At 55.6% G+C, this 16,739-nt stretch carries 12 protein-coding genes and 2 pseudogenes; 1 reads left to right on the forward strand and 13 read right to left on the reverse strand.

Annotation, left to right across the window (positions count from 1 at the left end):
* Positions 1 to 152 precede the first annotated feature (152 nt).
* From MKZ07_RS12000 to MKZ07_RS12060, 13 genes and pseudogenes are all read right to left on the reverse strand, one after another.
* Positions 153 to 578 (reverse strand): hypothetical protein, encoded by a 426-nt coding sequence (locus MKZ07_RS12000; RefSeq protein ID WP_051493866.1) that lies wholly within the window; start codon positions 576 to 578, stop codon positions 153 to 155.
* A 75-nt stretch (positions 579 to 653) separates the two neighbouring features.
* Positions 654 to 1,664 (reverse strand): acyltransferase family protein, encoded by a 1,011-nt coding sequence (locus MKZ07_RS12005; RefSeq protein ID WP_036698270.1) that lies wholly within the window; start codon positions 1,662 to 1,664, stop codon positions 654 to 656.
* 741 nt (positions 1,665 to 2,405) lie between these two features.
* Positions 2,406 to 3,367, reverse strand: a pseudogene (locus MKZ07_RS12010) (ABC transporter ATP-binding protein).
* Positions 3,364 to 4,341 carry an ABC transporter ATP-binding protein gene (locus MKZ07_RS12015; protein WP_036698274.1) on the reverse strand — a complete coding sequence of 326 codons (978 nt, stop codon included), beginning with the start codon at positions 4,339 to 4,341 and terminating at the stop codon, positions 3,364 to 3,366. Before MKZ07_RS12015 ends, MKZ07_RS12010 begins: the two are co-directional and overlap by 4 nt.
* A gap of 39 nt (positions 4,342 to 4,380) precedes the next feature.
* Entirely contained in the window at positions 4,381 to 5,661 is a 1,281-nt protein-coding gene (locus tag MKZ07_RS12020) for a M20 family metallopeptidase (RefSeq protein ID WP_341025936.1), read from the reverse strand.
* A gap of 107 nt (positions 5,662 to 5,768) precedes the next feature.
* On the reverse strand, positions 5,769 to 7,373 hold the full coding sequence (locus tag MKZ07_RS12025; RefSeq protein WP_036698278.1) for an ABC transporter substrate-binding protein: 1,605 nt from the start codon (positions 7,371 to 7,373) through the stop codon (positions 5,769 to 5,771).
* A 147-nt stretch (positions 7,374 to 7,520) separates the two neighbouring features.
* Entirely contained in the window at positions 7,521 to 8,417 is an 897-nt protein-coding gene (locus MKZ07_RS12030; protein WP_036698280.1) for an ABC transporter permease, read from the reverse strand.
* Positions 8,418 to 8,447: 30 nt separating this feature from the next.
* On the reverse strand, positions 8,448 to 9,458 hold the full coding sequence (locus MKZ07_RS12035; RefSeq protein ID WP_200869233.1) for an ABC transporter permease: 1,011 nt from the start codon (positions 9,456 to 9,458) through the stop codon (positions 8,448 to 8,450).
* 253 nt (positions 9,459 to 9,711) lie between these two features.
* A complete protein-coding gene (locus MKZ07_RS12040) occupies positions 9,712 to 11,238 on the reverse strand; it encodes a PucR family transcriptional regulator (RefSeq protein WP_036698780.1) in 1,527 nt (508 codons plus the stop codon).
* A gap of 708 nt (positions 11,239 to 11,946) precedes the next feature.
* Positions 11,947 to 12,618 (reverse strand): aspartate/glutamate racemase family protein, encoded by a 672-nt coding sequence (locus MKZ07_RS12045; RefSeq protein ID WP_036698282.1) that lies wholly within the window; start codon positions 12,616 to 12,618, stop codon positions 11,947 to 11,949.
* A 57-nt stretch (positions 12,619 to 12,675) separates the two neighbouring features.
* Positions 12,676 to 13,620: an aminopeptidase gene (locus MKZ07_RS12050; protein WP_036698283.1), complete on the reverse strand. Its 945-nt coding sequence runs from the start codon at positions 13,618 to 13,620 to the stop codon at positions 12,676 to 12,678.
* 17 nt (positions 13,621 to 13,637) lie between these two features.
* On the reverse strand, positions 13,638 to 14,306 hold the full coding sequence (locus MKZ07_RS12055; protein WP_036698285.1) for an AroM family protein: 669 nt from the start codon (positions 14,304 to 14,306) through the stop codon (positions 13,638 to 13,640).
* Positions 14,307 to 14,418: 112 nt separating this feature from the next.
* Positions 14,419 to 15,369, reverse strand: a complete 951-nt coding sequence (locus MKZ07_RS12060; RefSeq protein ID WP_036698286.1) for a DUF1177 domain-containing protein — start codon at positions 15,367 to 15,369, stop codon at positions 14,419 to 14,421.
* A gap of 244 nt (positions 15,370 to 15,613) precedes the next feature.
* Between MKZ07_RS12060 and MKZ07_RS33575 the strand changes: the two are divergent.
* A pseudogene (locus tag MKZ07_RS33575) lies at positions 15,614 to 16,661 on the forward strand (serine hydrolase domain-containing protein).
* The last annotated feature ends 78 nt before the right edge of the window (positions 16,662 to 16,739 follow it).

A 16,739-nucleotide genomic window follows, 5' to 3' on the forward strand; every position in this document is an offset into this window, starting at 1 on the left:
AACAGCGGCCGGAAGCCCAAGACTTCTCTGGAGTCAAGTTTTATTCCAAAACATAAAAAACATTAGTTCAATATATAGATTTCAAAAAAAGGCTTTCCCAGGTATCTTCACAGATACTTGAGAAAGCCTCTTTAAGTGGTGCTAAGAATGGCCTATCCGCCGATAGCCAGAGCGCTGAATATAACAGGTCCCACCACTGTAGCAATGGAGTCCGCATCCTGGTTCTCTACAATCAGCTGATAGTTCTGCACACCGGACGGGACGTTGATATCTACCATATGCAGCGAAATAATACCGTCGTCATTGAAGTTCTCTTCAAGCTCTACCCGAGCATAGAATATTTCGGTGCCTGCCCGCCAGATGCGGACCAGCACATTAGGAGTATCCAGAGTAACATCCACGCCGATGGTGGCTTTCAGTTCAACCTTATTGGGAAAATGTCCTGGAACTGCCGGATCGATATGAACCGACGTTCCTGCAATCTGTATACCTGCCGGAGAAATAGGGACGGGTATGGAAACCCCGTTAGTAATAGGTGTAACTACAGAGGCGTTATAATCTAACAGTATTTTGGCCAAAGTGTATCACTCCTTTTCATATTCTACTAAAGTATATGTAAAATATGAAAAAGAGCTTGTGCACCTGTCCGCGCGTTAACGTGCGTTGCTAGAGTTTACTGCCGGACGCCTCCCGCCCTTATGCCCGAGATAGAGTCTGGAGAGTACCGGAGAGCGTACAGCCCACATGGCCACTAGCAGCGGCACGCCCACACCGATCAGCGTAAAGGGGATCAACCCGTAATCCGCGCCGAGCAGATATTTCAGGCTGTAATTCAGTGGCAGATGCAGGTACATGATCGCAATAGAGTTGCGCCCCAGGCTGCCCATCCAATCCAGCGGAACAAGCTGCACCAGCCGGTACACCCCGGCGCAAATGGTCAACGAGACCAGCAGCGGTACTGCGAGATCCAGCACGAGTGACGTATATTCCTTGTATTTCATATTCAAGCTGTACTGAATAATTCCCCTCCGTTCCAGCAGCAGCACAAGGCCGCACAACGGGAGCAGCACCAGGAGCGCCGAATAGCGGCGGATCAGCGCAGGGATCAACTTTTTGCCGTAGAAGCCAATGGCATAATAAGTGATGGCGAGCAGCGACACATCAATGTTCCAGGGAAGGTTGAAGTTCTTGAGCGAGGTCAGGGAGATCACATGAGAGAGGAGGTAAGCAGAGGCAATTATTAGAAATTGGATACTGCGGGAAAAACGGACGATATATCCGAACAGCAACTGGGTGAACAGCAGGCAGGTGATGAACCAGAACACCCCGTAAGGCCCCGTGAGCGACAATCCCCCGTAGAGCAGCCTCGCTACATTCTCTGCGAACCCCTTAAGATTCAGGTTGAACAGCAGCAGCACTGCCGCAATCAGGAGTCCGTAGGCAAAATAAGGAGTCATCAGCCCCCGTGTCCGCTTCACTGCCCAGCGCAGATAACGTCCGGGTTCGACCGGCTTAAACAGCAGCCCGCTAAGCATGAAGAACAAAGGCATCCGGAACCAGGACAAATAATGGTTCGCTGCCGCATCGCCCGAGTGGCCCATAACAACAAATATAATACTGAATCCCTTGGCGGCATCAATCCATAATTCGCGTGGTTTGTTCACTGTCTTCTCCCATCTCCTCCCAAATAAGTTGTAATTTAAAGTAATTATAAGAGGGTTTGTTTTTATTTTCAAACTTCAGTGAAATATTTCAGCGTTATTTCTGAAAGGATATTCCCTTAACAACGGAGCAGACTCTGTAAAAATAAGTCCTTCTGCCTAGGCGGGGGACGATGTCCCCTCCGGGCCCACAAATAGGGCTAAAGTCCGGCGGTGTTGCCGGTGACTTAGCGGGCAGGAAAAACGGCTGGTAGGGTGCAAGAAGTAGGAGGCGGGATGCCGAATGTAATCGGTTTTTCGATTACATTGGACCCACGCAACTCCGCAGGGCCGAATGTGGTCGGTTTCCCGATTACATTTGGACCACGCGCCTCCGAAGTGCCGAATGTAATCGGTTTTTCGATTACATTTGGACCACGCACCTCCACAGGGCCGAATGTGGTCGGTTTCCCGATTACATTTGGACCACGCGCCTCCGAAGCGCCGAATGTAATCGGTTTTTCGATTTGGTACTGGAGATGCTGATTAATGAGTACCAGGAGTGTTGATTGGAAGGTGGGGCGCGCTGAGCACTTAGTCCCGGAGGAAGCGTTAGGCTGGTGGAGTGTGGTTAGTCCGGAATTGAATTGCGTGGTTCGTGCGTTAGAATGGCGTGGCATCAGTAGCGTGCAGTACATGGCATCAGTAGCCTGGCAGACAGCGCAAGGGCCACCCGCTGCCGGATGGCCCCTCCTCACACATTACTTAATACAAATGACAAGCCACCTGATGGCCTGAATCCAGCTCCCGCAGCAGCGGCGCTTCCGACTTGCAGCGGTCCATCGCATGCGGACAACGGGGGTGAAAGGCACAGCCCGTGGGCGGTGTCTCCGGGTTCGGAACATCCCCGGTCAGGACGATGCGCTGCTTTTTCAGTCCCGGATTCGGTACCGGAACGGCAGACATCAGCGCCTGCGTATAAGGATGCAGCGGCTTTGCGAAGAGCGCCTTGGTCGGCGCAAGCTCGACAATCCGCCCCAGGTACATGACCGCCACCCGGTCGCTGATGAACTTCACAACCGACAGGTCATGCGAAATGAACATATAAGTAAGGCCGTATTGCTCCTGCAGATCCTGCATCAGATTCAATACCTGTGCCTGGATGGAGACATCCAGTGCCGATACCGGCTCATCGCAGACAATGAACTTCGGATTCAGCGCAAGCGCACGGGCAATCCCGATCCGCTGCCGCTGGCCGCCGGAGAATTCATGGGGAAAACGGTGAGCCTGATAGGGGGACAGGCCCACCACCTCCATCAGCTGCTCGACCCTGCTCTTCAGCTCTCCGGCGGGAGCCGATCCGTGGGTACGGAGCGGTTCCTCCAGAATGCGCTGGACAGTCCAGCGGGGGTCGAGCGAAGCATAAGGGTCCTGGAACACCATTTGCATATCGGTACGGAACTTGCGGAGCTGCTCGGTATTCAGGCTGCGCACATCGGTACAGCGAACACAATCTCGCCTTCTGTCGGCTCAATCAGCCGCAGAATAGCCCGTCCGGTGGTCGATTTCCCGCAGCCGGATTCTCCAACCACAGCCAGGGTCTCTCCCTGCTCAACGGATAGGGTAATGCCGTCAACGGCTTTGACTGCTCCGACCTGCTTAGAGAAGAAGCCTTTGCGGATCGGATAATGCTTTTTCAGATTGCGGACTTCCAGTAATGTGGTCATAGAACCCCCTCCTGCTGCAGGATACAGCGGCATGTATGGCCCGGCTGCACCTCAAGCAGCTCCGGGAGCTGCTCCCGGCAGCGGTCCACCGCTACAGGACAACGCGGCGCGAACCGGCAGCCGGGCGGCAGGCTGGCCGGATTCGGCACCTGGCCCGGAATCGAGCTGAGACGGTCCTCATCCCCCGCCAGCTGGGGCAGGGAAGCCAGCAGCCCTTGCGTATACGGGTGCAGCGGCTGGCTGTACAAAGTAGCCACATCTGTCTCCTCGACAATCTGACCCGCGTACATGATAACGACCCGGTCGCACATCTCGGCAACGACTCCCAGATCATGTGTGATCATCAGGATCGACATGCCCTCATTCTTTTGCAGGTCCCGCATCAGATCAAGGATCTGGGCCTGAATGGTCACATCCAGCGCTGTCGTCGGCTCATCGGCAATGAGCAATTGGGGACTACAGACCATCGCCATCGCAATCATTACCCGCTGCCGCATCCCGCCGGAGAGCTGATGGGCATACTGCTGGGCAATCTTCTCCGGGCGGGGAATTCCCACCTTGCGCAGCATCTCCACCGCCCGAGCGTCGGCTTCCTTCTTGCTCAGCTTCAGATGATAACGGGCGGATTCGGAGATCTGGCGCCCGATTTTGAACACCGGATTCAGCGAGGTCATCGGCTCCTGAAAAATCATCGCAATCCGGTTCCCACGGATGCTCCGTACCTCTTTTACCGACATCTCCAGCATATCCTTGCCCTCAAAGCGGATGTGGCCGGAAGCAATCCGGCTGATCCGCTTAGGCAGCAGCTGCATGATCGAGAGTGAGGTGATGCTTTTGCCGCAGCCGGATTCACCGACAATGCCCAGCGTCTCTCCCTTGCGCACTGACAGACTGATGCCGTCCACCGCACGGATCGTACCCGCCGCTGTCTGGAATTCGGTGCATAGCCCTGATACCTCCAGCAGTTCTGTCATGATTGCCCCTCCTCCTACCCCAATTTATTATTCCTCTTCTTATTCCTCTTCTTCCACACCCAGATATTTAAGCGCCGTCAAAGCATACACCTTCGCACACTGGATAATCTGCCAGACGGGAGCCTTCTCGTTAAAATTATGAATCGTAGACAGCTCGGCCGGGCCATATTGCAGCACAGGAATGTTATGCGTGCGGAAATGGCGCGCATCGCTGGAGGCCCATTGCAGCACCCCGTAGGCTTCTTCCCCGCTCACCTCACAGATACTCTCAACCAGATCCTTGACCACCGGCTCCTCACTCGGGGTCCAGTTGGCATTGCCCTGGAAGCCGAAGCCCTTCACCTCGGATTCAATGCCGGCTTCAAGCAGCAGGGAGCGGGCACGGTCCAGCACATCCCGGTAGTCTACCCCGAACGGTACACGGGAATCGACCTGAATGCTGCAGCGGTCTGCTACTACGTTCACCTTGGTTCCGCCCTGAATCGTTCCGATGTTAACCGTCACATGGTCGAATACCTGATAGGCGAGGGAATCTCTTTCTTCGCTGCCTTTCACATACTCCTGCGAGATGCGGATAATCTCCCGGACTTCTTCGGGAATGTCCACTTTGATATCCCATAGCCGCTGTAAGGCTTCAATGCCCTTGGCTGCCTTCACAATGGCGCTGTCTCCAACCACTGGCGACAGGCTGCCGTGACCCGGTGTGCCTTCGACGGTGAATTCGAACCAGCAGCTGCCCTTTTGCCCGATGGTCGGGTTCAGCGGGCCGGAAGGCTCGGCAATCACCGCAGCGGTTCCGGTAATCAGGCCGCGCTCCAGCACCCAGGGAACTCCAAGATGACCTCCGGTCTCTTCATCAGGCACGATCAGCAGGGACAGATCCCCTTGCAGCGGAACGCCCAGCTTCGACAGCAGTGCAGTGACGTAGATTAACCCGGCCAGACCCGCCTTCATATCCGAAGCGCCTCTGCCCAGCAGATAGCCGTCCACGATATCGCCGCAGAACGGATCGAAATCCCAGCGCGAGCGGTCTCCCGCCGGAACGACATCGGTATGTCCGCAGTAGATCAGCTTTTTGCCGGTACGCTCTTCTGCTCCAGCGCCCAGGGTGGACACCAGATTGAACATGGTTTCAGTCGCCGGATAGATCGAAGTGTCGATCCCGGCTTCCTTCAGATAACTAATAATATAAGCGCTGATCTCCCGCGAATCGCCCGGCGGATTCTCCGAAGGGAATTGGATCAGCTTAGAGCACAACTCCAGCAGCTCCTCCTGCCCGGCATCTATGGCCTCCAGCACCTTGCTTTTCCAGTCCGTCATGGGTTACGAATTCTCCTTTTTGTTCCCCTCGCAGGGGAGCGTTTGAATTTGTGACAAGAAGAGGGACGAAGCCCAGGGCTTGTCCGCTCTCTTTTAGCCAAACCTGCTTATTCTGTAATCGACAGCGGATAGAAACGGATCACTTCATCCGGGTAGAAGGCGTAGCCGCTGATCTTGTTGCTCATACCGACAATGCGGTTATATTCGTAGAGATACGCCCAAGGTGCTTCTGTCGTGATGATCTCCTGAGCCTGCTTGTAGAGCTCTGTGCGCTTCGCCGTATCTGTCTCCAGGTTCGCCTGCTCCCACAGCTTGTCTACTTCAGCGTTCTGGTAGTTGATATAGTTGGAAGAGCCCTTGCCGTACAGCAGGAAGCCGAGGTGATAACCGGGATCATTGACGAATGAAGTCCATTTAGAGATATAAGAGGTCAGATTATTGGTCTTCTGCTGCTCCAGGAACTGGGCACGGGCCAGCTTGTTGATCTTCATGTTGACTCCGATTTTGGCCAGCTCGGCCTGGATCAGGACCGCATCATCTTCCCAGTCATCGAAGCCGGAGCCCAGCGTGAAGTCGAAGTCAAAGCCCTTCTCATAGCCTGCTTCCTTCAGCAGCGCTTTGGCCTTGTCGAGATTGTACTCATACACATAGCCTGCATCAGTGAAGCCTGGTGTGTTGCTCGCTACCGCACTCTTCATCTGCTTGGCCTGGCCGTACATGACCCCGCTCAGCAGCTGATCGTAAGGAATCGCATAGTTGATCGCCTGACGGACTTTTACATTATCGAATGGCTTAACCTTGTTGTTCATGGCGAAGAACAGAATCCGGTTACTCGCATTGGAAGCGACCGTCAGCGCCGAATTGCTCTCGAGCGTGGATACATCCTTCGGAGGAATCTCAATCGCCATGTCTACATCGCCCTTACCCAGCAGCAGCACGCGGTTCGAGGCTTCCTTGGTGAACTTCAGAGTTACCTTGCCGAGGCTTGGCGCACCCTGCCAGTAGCTATCATTAGCGGTGAAAACAGCTTCGGTAGCCGGGTCCCACTTCGTAAGCTTGAACGGGCCGGAGCCGGCCGCATTCGTCTTCAGGTAGTCTGCCCCCTGCGCTTCTACCGTCTTCTGGTCCACGATGGAGAAAGTGTACATTGCCAGAATCTGCAGGAAATTATGATTGGCATTGGTCAGAGTCACTTCAACCGTCGAAGGGTCTTTTACCGCAACCGATTTAATGGATGCCATACCGTAGAGGAAGCTGCCGGAGCTGGACTTCGCCACACGTTCAAAAGAGTACGCCACCGCCTCGGCATCCACCGGATTGCCGCTCTGGAAGCTCACGCCGGATTTCAGCTTGAAAGTGTACACCGTGTTGTCAGCATTCACTTCCCAGCTCTCAGCGAGCATGGGCTTGATGTCTTCGGTATTGGCGATGCTGGCGCCATTCTCGGTCTTGATGCCGTAGGTGACCAGCTGATCATAAGCGGCCAGCACAAGTGTATCGGAGGTCAGATCATTGGCTTCCGCCGGGTCGAGCGTGGTGCCGCCCTCGGAATAGGCCACCGTCAGGTTCTTTTTGACCGGGGCAGCTGTTGCTGCTGCGGTATCTGTTCCCGCCGAAGTGGCAGCAGGGGTCTGCGGATTGGCGCTGCTGGCGCATCCGGCAAGCATGATTGAAAAAGCGACGAGTGTGGACAACAGTTTAACTTTTTTCATCGGGTAATTCCTCCCTTTTCTATATCCTGCTTGCATAACAACTACTTGTGCTGCTGATGATTATCTGCCGCCTTACGTTCCAGCTGACGTTAATCTATCTATCTCTATCGGGGATGGGGCAGCCTTGGGGGATTCCCCTGCTCCGCCTCATTTCCCCGAACGCAACCGCGGGTCAAGCACATCCCGGAAGCCGTCTCCGAGTAAGTTGAAGCCTAAGATAGAGGTAGCAATGCCGAGGCCTGGAAAAGTAACCAGCCACCATTGCCCGGAAATGATATATTCCCGGCCTTCAGAGATCATCGCGCCCCATTCGGCAATCGGGGGTCTGACCCCCAGCCCTAGGAAGCTAAGACTGGATGCGGTCAGGATGGCGAAGCCCATCCCGAGCGTAGCCTGCACCATTAGCGGAGCCAGGGCATTCGGCAGAATGTGGCGGTACAGAATGACTCTATCCTTCACTCCAATGGCCCGGCTGGCTTCGATATACTCCTTCTCCCGCAGCGAGACCGTCTGGCCGAACATCAGCCGGGCGAATTCGGGAATGCCGACAATGCCGACGGCGATCATTGCGCTGCTGAGTCCGGCGCCTATCGAGGCCGCAATCGCCATCGACAAGACCAGTGACGGGAAGGACAACAATACATCCATGACCCGCATGATGATGGTTCCGGTCCGGCCGCCGTAGTAAGCGGCAATCCCGCCCAGCGGCATCCCGATCAGGAAGGAGATCGAGACCGCGATCAGGCCGGTCCAGATACTGATCCGTGCGCCGTACAGCACCCGGCTGAGAATATCCCGGCCGAAGTTGTCGGTTCCGAACCAATGGCTGCCGGAGGGCGGCTGCAGCTTGCTCGCCATATCCGTGACAAACGGATCATGCGGAGCCAGCCAGGGGGCGAAGATGGCTACCACGGTCCAGATTAGGATGAAGGTCAGCCCGATGGCCGCCAGGCGGTTGTGCAACAGCAGGGATAATAGGGTCCGGGGCTTGGCCGGTGCCGGCTTCGCCGGACTGCCCTGTGCTGAATGTGCTGCAGTGCTCACAAGCAATCTCCTCCTCTCACACAAGCTGTTCTATTCATAACGGATTCTCGGGTCAATGAACCCGTAGATCAGGTCGACCGCCAGGTTAATTCCGCAGTAGAGCACGGCACTGACCAGGGTGAACGCCTGGATCGGCGCATAATCCGCCGCCAGGATGGAGTCGGTGACATAGCCGCCGATTCCCGGCCAGGAGAAGATCGTCTCCGTGATGACCGCGCCGCCCATCAGGAAGCCGAACTGGAGTCCGAGCACTGTTAGCGTGGGAATCAGCGCATTGACCAGTGCGTGCTTGTAGATGACGGCCGATTCCCGCAGCCCCTTGGCCCGGGCGGTGCGGACGAAATCCTGATCGACCACCTCCAGCATACTGGAGCGGGTCATCCGGGCGATGATCGCCATCGTTCCGGTACTGAGGCAGATCGCCGGAAGCAGCAGATGCGCGAGACTGCTTTTGAGTGCGGCGGTATCTGCGGAGAGCAAACTGTCCAGTACATACAGCCCGGTGATATGCACCGGCGGGTTAAGATCCCCGCTGATCCGTCCCATCGGCGCCGGTGCCCAGCCCAGAATGGAGTAGAAGATATAGATGAACATCAGTCCGAGCCAGAAGATCGGCACACAAGCACCTATCAGGGAGAACACACGCGAGATATGATCCAGCAGGGATTCCTTACGGGTAGCAGCCACAATGCCTACCGGAATGGCGATTAGAACCGCAATCAGGATGCTGGCCAGAGTCAGCTCAATCGTAGCCGGGAAGCGCGAGGCCAGGTCACTTGCGACCGAATGTCCGGTGTGATAGGCATAGCCGATATCGCCTTGCAGCAGCTGCCCGATGTAAGCGAAGAACTGGATATACAGCGGCTTGTCCAGCCCCATATCCTGGCGGATCTTGTTCACAATCTCCTCTGGAGCCTGCTCTCCGGCCAGCATAATCGCAGGATCGCCCGGCAGGACTCTCGACAGGATGAAGGTAATGACGATAATGCCGAGCAAGGCTGGAATCATCTGCACCAATCTTTTTAATGTATAAGCAAACAATGAATCAACCCCCTTACGACTTCTGTGCCAATGATGCTGCGCCTTAGCTTTCGAACAACTTCCGCTCTCATGTCAGGTACTGCGTGTTTCCTTTGCCTTATTAAAGTGTTGAGCTAATTCTACATAGAATTTCACAGCCCCTCTACGTCCCGTTCAGCTAAAAAAATGCACAACCGTTTGTCGGTTGTGCACTATCAAGGACTACGAATGTTACATTTACTCACATGACATTCCAGAATTCTTCCAACGACGCCTATTTTTCCTGGAGGTAGTAGTAAATCAGGCACAAATGACAGACGAACTGCTCGCGCGGATCATTCAGATCGAAGCCGGTGATATCCCGAATCCGCTCCAGCCGGTATTTAACGGAGTTGCGGTGGATATAGAGGCTGTTCGCTGTCTCAATCAGACTGCCCCGGCATTCCAGATAATGATAGAAGGTCAGCAGCATATTGCTGTCATGCTCCTGGTCGTATTGCAGCAGCTTGCCCAGCTTACGCTCGAACAGCCGCTCGAATCCGGGACCGCCAAGCCCCTCCAGCAGATGATAGACCTCCATCTCTTCATAGCGGGTGATCCCGCCGGGACCTTGCCCCAGCCTTCTGGAGATGGACAGCGCTTTGCGCGCCTCGTTGTAGCTGGTGTGGATGTCCCACAGATATTCCGAGGTGCCGATGCCGCAGCGGTAGGTGCTTAAGCCTTCTGTCTTGTCCTCCAGCCAGCCGCGCAGCGTATTCTCCCACGGCTCCTCTGCGTCACCGCCCGGCGTGAACCTGCGCCCCTCCTGCGTAGGCAGGAACAGCACCGCCCGGCTCGAACGGTACTCTGCGTGCGGTGTGACCCCGCGCTTCTTCGCCTCCCGCTCCAGCAGCCGGTTCACCGTCTCCTCGCTCGGCGCCGTCTCCCCTTCAATGACGGCCACCTCCCACTTGTGCTCCGGGTTCATCCCGAGCTGGCGGGCCCGCCGCTGGACCTCATGTCTCGACGGCAGCGGTGGAGTCAGCAGCTCATCTATGAAGTTGCCGCGCAGCCGGAATTCCGTATCCTCGGCTACCTTACGCCGCATCAGTTCAAGGGCAAAGACAAGCCGGGCCTGCTCGATGCCCACCTCTTCCATATCATCGAGCCGCTCCTTGTGGACGAGCAGCCGGGCAACCGTCCGGCGGTCCACATGGATGTTCCAGCTCAGCGGTGCGGCGCTCTGAGTCCAGTCATAATCTGCCGGTGAGGATACAATAATCTTCCGCTCCGTATCCACGAGTGCCACCGGGGCCTTAAGGAACTCCGCCACACTATCGCTGACCGCCTGAATGCCGCTGTTCTCCAGCACCATGGTGGTCAGCGTGCGGTAGACCTCCTCCGCCCGGCGCAGCAGCATCGCCTGCCGCCCCAGCAGCAGCTCCATCACCGGCTGGGTGATATCCGTGTAGGGAATCTCGGGCGGAATTTCCACAATAGGCAGACCGCAGGCATTGCTGGCCTCGATGGCTCCCTGCGGGATCTCCTTCAGGAAGCGGGCCGGCTTGATCGCCAGCGCCGCTGCGCCCAGATTATCGAGCGTGTAGATCACCTCGGTCAGCAGTGAAGGATCATGCCGGATCGAATAGGCTGTCGTCAGCAGCATCACCCCTTCGCTGATCCAGCCCTTCAGATCCGGAACCTCCATAATATCGACGAACCGCACCACCCGGTCCAGCCCCTGCTCCCCGCTGATGACCTTCGCTTTCCCTAGCACCGAGAGCTCCATTAGTTCCCGCAGCGTAATTCCTCGTGTATTCACCCTTCCGCCTCCCTCTGCTGTCTTCAGTATTTCATGATTTTTCCTGAAATATGCCACATCTCTGCCGCCAGCCACTTTTTGCGTTCCCGCTAGTTTATCAGAGATTCCCGCCGAGCCACAGGAAAATCATATCCAGTTGGCGATATTTTCGGTGTGAAAACGCATTAGGAATAAATTGGATGAGGGCGGAAGAATGAGAAGCGATTGCAAGAGGCGGAGTGGATCAAAAGGATCTATCTCTCACCAACTCCCAAATGGCCGCTCCTATAGTCCCTACGTCTCTGCCCCCTCCCCCACCAATTACGAGCGTGGAGCACGTTTCGCCGGATTCGGAGGGATTTATCCCTTTGGTTACGGACGGCAGATGTATGCAGATATGTTACCTATGGCAAAGTGCTCTAACCCATTTAGTTACTCCAAAGATATTCATCTACGCCGTGCTACTCCTGCTTCCCCAAACCTGCCCCCCCGCCGCTATCATCCTCATAGTCCATCCCGCCGAATTCAGGGGCACTTGTGCTCCTCTAATCCCCTAACCACAAAGAAGCGTCCCCTGCCCTGAGCCAGGAGGAACGCTTTGAAGAGATCAGCTATTAGTTTGCCACACATTGATTTTCACGCATTATTTGCCACACATCGCCTACATACGTAGTCTGCCCACACTTACAGGAAAAGCGAGTTTCTACAAACCGTCCAACACAAGGCTAACTACGAGCGGCGCACATCTCCCGCAGCAGAAGTTCCTGAAGCTGAGGCTGACGCTGAGGCAGCCGCACCGAGGCAAAGAATCGGATCGAACGCGCGAATGCCCAGCCGTTCTTCCAGCTCCGCCGCCAGCCCGATGGTGGCGAAGCCGGTGCACGCCAGCACCAGAACTTCGGCGCCGCGCTCCACGAGCCGGGCGGCACCGGCCAGCGCGTCTGCCCGTCCGGCGGGCGTGCCCAGATCCAGCGTGGTCGTCACGCCGTCGGGGCGGTCCATGCCAATATAAGCCCCGCCGAGAATGCCGCGGATGAGCGGCGGCACCTCTTCCAGAATCGTCAGCACGCCCACCCGGTTGCTGTACGCCATAGCCATATGGGCCGCGCAGGAGCCTGCTCCCAGCACAGGAACATTCACCGCCTCTCTGGCTTCTGCCAAGGCCGGATCAGCAGCACAGCTGATGCCGATTGCCGTGCAGCCCTGCTGCTCCAGTTCCCGCGCAAGTGAGATAATCTTCGGAATGGATTCCGCCTCTGTCTGCGCATCATACACACCCTGAGGCTGATCCGGGATGCAGCGGCTTATCACCGGCAGACCGTACCGCCGCTCAATTAAATCCCCATGTAACTGAATTGCAGAGCTCTCCTGCAATGTAATAACACGTATGATTCCAAGCATCCTGTCTCCCCCTACTCCAGTAAAGTGCGTGAATGCCTCTTGTAGCAATAACAGCAATTACAGCAATTCCCCAGCCTGCATAATCAGCTTGTCGTCGATGTACACATCCGGCTTCATGACCACAGCATCAATATGTACGCCAGCCGCCACAACTCCGCCGAACGTATTATTGCTGCCAAAAGCCACATGGATCGTCCCGTACACCTTCTCATCCTCCAGCACCACACCTGTGATCCGGGCCTTGTTGTTGGTCCCGATGCCGAACTCGCCAAGCAGCCTGCCATCGCCATCGCCAAGCATGTCCAGCAGCTTGCCGCCATGCTCCCCGCCGGCATGGATCAGCCGTCCATCTTCCACGGTCAGCACCATCGGGCCGTCCAAGGCACCGATCCCTGCAACCGATCCGTCCACCTTAATCTGGCCGGTAGCTGTGCCTTCCAGCGGCGCAATATAAGCTTCACCGGAGGGTAGGTTGCCTGACTCTCCCGGATTTAGATATAATCCGGTACTAAGAATACCATCCCGGCCGTCAATAGAGAAACTAAGAACTAGCCCTTCCTTCTCCACACGCACCCTACTGCCCGCAGACAACAGCGATGCAACCTGCTCGGTTAGTGCCTTCACCTGCCCATAATCCGCAGTAATCGCCCCGTTGCTGAACATATCATCGGTGACTCCCGGCATGGTCGCTACCCGGGTTCCTGCTGCGGCTGCCTGCTTGCGCGCCGCCGTATGTGTCATCGAGTGGGTCGTAATACATACGGCCACATCTGCCTTAGCCATAGCTTCGGCAACCGGAGCCGGTGGCTCCTCCCCCGATCTGCTCCGCGGCTGCATGACCAGCAGCATCGATTCCGCTCCCAGCCGCTTGCCTGCCTCATAGACCGACTCGGCCAGATCACGCTTATCATCGTCGGCTACTACAGCCAGCAGTTCTCCGCTGGCAAGCCCGAGACAATCCTTAAGAACATTCATGCTAATTCCGATTCTTGCTTCACTCATCTTCATTTCCTCCCGAATTACACCATTTCTGCTACCAGCTTGCCCATCAGGGCATTGGACAGCACGGCGGGCACTCCTGCGGAGGCCGCCCACTGTCTATGCTGCTCCACATATCCCATACAGTCAAGTACGATCACGTCCGCATGATCCTGCAGACGCTCTGCTGCGGCGCGAAAATCCGCTTCCGTACCCGTATAAGGTGAAGCCGCTGCGAACGGAAGCCGCACTCCGGCTCCTGCGAATTTCTCAATCATTGCGTCCTCCTGCTCGGGCAAAGGGCCAATCAATCCCAGACGGCGCCCGTCCAGCATTGCCTGCACGACCGGCGGGATGATCCGATCCGGCTCAATCAGATGGGCAACAGATGTATGCAGCCCCGGAAAAACTCCTGTGCAAGCCAGCAGGATCGTCCGAATCCCAGCGGCTTCCATAGCATCAATCTTCCCTTGCAGAACAGACTGTATCCGCTCCCGGGAGATCACCGCAGCAGACCCGTCTGTCATACGGGTGGTCAGCACATACTCCCCCGGGGCCGGATTGTAGTACTCCTTAACCTGTTCAGCCGTGAACCCGTCCAGCACCCCGGATTGTACCAGTCCCGCCTTGCCTTCCAGGTATTTCTCAATGATAGGCGCGACATCCTGCCTGGGCGCTTGCCCAATTGTAATCAGCCCGATATTCTTCATCCTTATCCCTCCAGACGCTATGGGTTACAGCCAAGCTGTGTTAACCTGTGCTAACAGAGCAGGCGCTGAAGAAAGCTCAGCGCCTGACTGTACATGTACATCTGTTATCTTGTTAGTGAGAAATGACTGCCGGTTTACCAAGCGTTTGCAGCACACTCATGGAGCCGTACAGCTCAGTAATTTTGGCAAACTCTGCTTCGTTGTAGAAAGCGCATGTGCCCTGCGTTACTTCCTTGGCCGTCTCGATAGCAAAACGCACCGCTTGAGCAATATCCACCTCATGGCTGGCACCAGTACCGCAGCCCGGAACCATAGACTGGGCAGTAATCGCAAGGCCCACCACCGGAGCAGAGGTAGCTACCGCAGGCTGAAGAATGGAATTGATATGATACAGCCCGTTGCCGTAAGGGGTAATATCCTGAGTCGTTACTGGAAAGGTAACCGGATACTGCCCTGTCGTCATTTCCTTGATCCGCAGCAAATCTTCACTGACCCGCAGAATGTACCCTTCTTTGACAGTCGGCGAGATAGCGATTCCTTTGTGGTTAATCACACGGTTGCCTTTGGTCGTATCAATCGATAGAACCGCTTCCATCTCCGGCAGCACTTCATGTTCATTCATCTGCAGAATATCCACAGGGGAATCCATGAAATCCACCGGCTCGTGCGGCAGGGTCGGAGCACCCGGGCAAATATGAGTGGTCACCAGCACATCCCCCAGCAGCACATCCCCTTTGGTCTGCATGTCTGCCAGCTTCAGCGCAGAAGCAATCGCCGCTACCGCACCGTCTGCATCAGAGACCAGGCCAATCCGGCTCGGGCGTGCCCCGATACCACCCAGTCTGCCGACAATGCCGAACGTTGGGGCAGAGCCGCCGCCAAGCTTGCCTTCGCTGCCCGGAATCGTGATTTTGACGAATTCCGTGCTGCCCTTTTCCCCTTCCACCTTCTGAATCTCAACCTTAACCGCAGGATATTCTGCGAATAACTGCTTGACCTGCTTACCGTTAACATAAGCGCTGTCCAGTGCGTTCAAGACTGTAATCGTTTGATGAAGTGCCATTCTAATTCCTCCCCGGATGCATGCTCATGTTTGTCATGTTTGCATTTATACTATCTCATCCGGCAAAATGTCCACAATGTACCGCCCTGCCAAACTGGAACAGCATTTCTTGTGCTTTGCAGATAAACCTTACGTGTAGCGTACACTCTTGCGGTTCACCATCAATAAATAAAGGTTAATTCTCCCAAGTAGCGAAATGTAACAGGAGACTGATGCTTATTTCAGACAGGAGGTGCTTCATCCAATGAAGCCTGCACATCAGATTAATACGGGCAAACTGGCCCAAATCATCAGTGAAGAGGCCCGGCGGACGGGATTCTCAGGGGTCGTACAAGTGGCGGAACGGGAGCATGTCCTTGCAGCGGCAGCTTTTGGACTGGCTAATATCGGGGATCTACGGCTCAATCAGGTCCACACCCGCTTCGCTATCGCTTCCGGCAGCAAGCTATTTACCGCCATTGCCGTCTGCCAGCTCGCAGAGCAGGGTTTGTTTTCTTTTGACGCCAAAATACTGGACATCCTGCCGAAGCAGGAATTTCCATTGTTCGACCCAGCGGTCACGGTGCATCAGCTATTGACTCACAGCTCGGGCATACCGGATTACTTCGATGAAGAGGAGATGGAGGATTTCGCGGCACTGTGGAAGGAGACCCCGATGTACACGCTTAGGCGGCCTGCTGATTTCCTCCCGCTGTTCGCTAGGCTTTCTATGAAATTCGCCCCAGGCGGGCGTTTTCACTATAACAATGCAGGATATTATGCTTGCAATGCTTGTAGAAGCCGTCAGCGGACAGCCGTTCACGGAATATGTAGAACAGCATATTTTTCTGACTTGCGGGATGAAAGATTCCGGCTATTTCACGCTTGATGCGCTTCCGGCCCACACTGCGCAAGGGTACATTGACAGCACCAACGGGCGCAAGACCAGCAACATTTACTCCATTCCGGTAGTCGGAGGCGGGGACGGAGGGGCATTTGTTACGGCGGCGGATATGCATAAGCTGTGGAGCGGCTTGCTTGAACACAAGCTGTTACGGGCAGAGAACACGGCTCTGCTGCTGACACCGCATATTCATGAGCAGAAGGATAGCTATTACGGTTATGGCGTGTGGATACAGGCCGGCCGCAGCGAAAAGGTCCTGAAGTACCATATCATGGGCTACGATCCCGGGATCAGCTTCCATTCCGCCTTCTATCCCGAACGTGGCACAACCGTTACTGCTCTCTGTAACAAAAGTAACGGGGCTTACGTGATGATGTCTGCTATGGAGGACTATCTGCCGGTGGGGTAGACAGAGGGGCCCCAAGGTCAGCCGGATCGCTTCAAATAAAACAAGCCGTACGCCAGCAATATGCTGATTCGTACGGCT

The organism is Paenibacillus sp. FSL P4-0338 (assembly GCF_038002365.1).
In the GTDB taxonomy this organism is placed as follows: Bacteria; Bacillota; Bacilli; order Paenibacillales; family Paenibacillaceae; genus Paenibacillus_AQ.